We start from the raw sequence: 2576 nt of genomic DNA, 5'->3' as shown, positions 1-2576 counted from the left end.
TTCTTATTTTAAATGACTATATCGATTATTGTAGGTCGGACACTTTTGCCCGACATTTGGCATCAACGTTTGAAACGGTCAGGCACCGCAACGATTTGTCGGGCAAAAGTGCCCGACCTACGGTTTGCGGCAGTGTTGTAGGGGAGGGTTTTACACCCTCCCGCCAATGGTGAAATGACCGTAAACGTTTGGGGAACCGGCACTACGGGCAGGTGTAAAACCCGCCCCTGCGCGGCATATCGGTTTCATTGGACATAGGTTGCGGTATCAATCTGTCGGGCATCAATGCCCGACCTACGCCCGACCTGCGCTTACTCCGCCTGAATTTTCAACACAGCCTGCACCACGTCTTCCACCGTGCGCACGTTGCGGAAATCTTCGGCCTGCAGCTTGCGTCCGGTTTGGCGTTTGATGTGGTCAATCAGATCGATGGCATCGATACTGTCGATTTCCAAATCTTCGTAGAGGTTGGTGTCGGGCGTAATGCGCTCCGGATCGATTTCGAATAAATTGACCAGCGCGTCGGTCAGGATTCGGCGGATTTCTTGTTCGGTCATGATGGTTTCCTTATGCGGTGCGGCTTTCGATAAAACGGGCGAGGGTGGCGACGTTGGCGAAATGTTCGCGCAGATTGTCGTTTTCACCGTCCATTTGGAAGCCGAAGGTTTTTTGTACGGCCAAACCGAGTTCCAGCGCGTCAACGGAGTCCAAACCCAAACCGCCGTCGCCGAAGAGCGGGGCTTCGCTGCCGATGTCGGCGGCGGTCATGTCTTCCAAGCCGAGGCTGTCGATGATGAGTTGTTTGATTTGGTTTTCTAATGCGCTCATGTGGTTTTCCTTGTGAAATAGTCTTGCAGATAGGTATTCAGACGGCGTGCCGCAATCGGCAGCGGCTTTTCGGCCAGCCATTCCTGCGGGTCGATGTCGTCGCCGACGGTGATTTCATAATGTACGGTGTGCGGCGGGATTTTGTACCACGGCTGGCCTTTTTTAAAATTAGGCGGGTTCATTTTAATGCACACGGGCGTAATGGTTTGCGCGCTGCGCAAGCCCAGCGATACCGCGCCGCGGTGCATTTTGACCTGCCCGTCCCAGCCCGTGCGCGTGCCTTCGGGAAACACCAGCAGGCTCTGCCCGCTTCGGAACACTTCGGCCACGGTATCGAGCATGGCTTCGGATTCTTCGTTGGGAATATAGCCCGCCGCTTTGATTTGGCTGCTCATGGCGGGGTTGTGTTGCAGGTCTTTTTTGACGATGCAGTTCATCTCCGGCGCATGGCTGATGAGCAGCACCACATCCAGCAAAGACGGGTGGTTTGCCAACACGAGCTGGCCGGGGTGGCCGAGCTTTTCCAAGCCGTGAAACTTCACGCTCAATACGCCCGAGCAAACCAGATAGCGTACGAAAAAACGCCAAATACCGCCAATCAGCCGCCGCGCCCGGATTTGCCGCGCCACGTCGCCCTGAGTGCCGCGCAGCGTGTAAGGCAGCAGCACCAGCTTGAACGCCACGCCGCCGATACCGAACAATACAAAGCCGGACAAAGTGGCGAGAAAACGGCGGCAGTAATTCAGGGACTTCACGGCTGTTTGCTCCAGATCCAAGTGCGCGTGCCGTAATTGCGGATTGCTTCCGAGCCGTCCGCGAGCATGAAGCGTATCCAGTCCAAAGCACCCCAATAAGGTGCTTCGGGCAGATTTTCAGACGGCCTGTCCGTCAACGCCAAGGTATAGCGGCTGCCCTTAGTGACCACCATTGCCAGCGCATAGGCAAAGGGCGCACGTTCGGCTTTGACGGCATATCCGTCCGACAGCGGGTCATCGGCAATCACCAATAATACCGACTCCGCGCCTTCCTCCAGCAGCGCACAGGTTTCCGCCAGAGCCGCTTCCAAACCGTCCGCTCCCACCGCCAGCGCCGTGTTTTCGCGCATATCGCCGCGCAGCACCGCCCACTGCCCGGCCAAGGCATTGTGTACCGACAGGCCGAAGGAAGTCGGCGACACCGTGCCCGATTTCATCAGCTCCAGCCACAACTCAAAGCTGCGGTTCAACTCGCCGTCGTGCGAGGCATACACCAAAGGCGCGGCCGGATGGCGGTCGGCCAGCGCCCACGCCGCATCGCAGACCAAACGCGCCGAGCGGCTCAGGCGGCGGCGCTGCATGGCGGGCAGAAAAGCCAAAGCGGGTTTGTGTTCTGCCGTTAAATCGAACGATTGCGGCGCTTTTGCCCACGCCTGCCATTGCGCATCATCCGCCAAACGGTCGGACGAAGCGTGCCACTCGGCAATATCAAAACTGAAACGGCAAGACACGGCAGGCATGAAAGTCTTTCAAATATTTACAATTTACGTTATTTTAACGAATTAAATTAACAAAGGCCAGTTTTAGCACAAATCGGCCGCCAAGCCAAGCCGTTATTGGCACGCAGACACTTTCCCGTTAGGAAAAGCCCGATACCGCCCCGCAGCTGGCAATCCCGGCTCAAACTCTGTTATAGTTAAATTCCTAAAAACCGGACTGCGCAGGCTGAATGTTTTGTGTAGTCGGAGAACACAGAATGAAACAAGGCGGCAA

4 protein-coding genes are annotated in these 2576 nt (G+C 56.2%); all 4 read right to left on the bottom strand.

All coding sequences use genetic code 11. The annotated features are described in order from the left end of the window. Nucleotides 1-311: 311 nt before the first annotated feature. From BDE01S_RS09955 to BDE01S_RS09940, 4 genes are read right to left on the bottom strand one after another with little or no spacing between them, the layout of a single operon-like run. A complete protein-coding gene (locus BDE01S_RS09955; RefSeq protein WP_066081037.1) occupies nucleotides 312-557 on the bottom strand; it encodes an acyl carrier protein in 246 nt (81 codons plus the stop codon). Between the two features lie 10 nt (nucleotides 558-567). Continuing rightward, complete coding sequence (locus BDE01S_RS09950) at nucleotides 568-828, bottom strand: phosphopantetheine-binding protein (RefSeq protein WP_066081034.1); 261 nt, start codon at nucleotides 826-828, stop codon at nucleotides 568-570. Further along, nucleotides 825-1583, bottom strand: a complete 759-nt coding sequence (locus tag BDE01S_RS09945) for a lysophospholipid acyltransferase family protein (RefSeq protein ID WP_066081041.1) — start codon at nucleotides 1581-1583, stop codon at nucleotides 825-827. Before BDE01S_RS09945 ends, BDE01S_RS09950 begins: the two co-directional genes overlap by 4 nt. Beyond that, nucleotides 1580-2323 (bottom strand): beta-ketoacyl synthase chain length factor, encoded by a 744-nt coding sequence (locus BDE01S_RS09940; RefSeq protein ID WP_066081032.1) that lies wholly within the window; start codon nucleotides 2321-2323, stop codon nucleotides 1580-1582. Before BDE01S_RS09940 ends, BDE01S_RS09945 begins: the two co-directional genes overlap by 4 nt. Nucleotides 2324-2576 lie beyond the last annotated feature (253 nt).

This window comes from Bergeriella denitrificans NBRC 102155 (genome assembly GCF_001592185.1).
GTDB lineage: Bacteria > Pseudomonadota > Gammaproteobacteria > Burkholderiales > Neisseriaceae > Neisseria > Neisseria denitrificans.
This window is presented reverse-complemented; position numbering and strand designations above follow the sequence as displayed.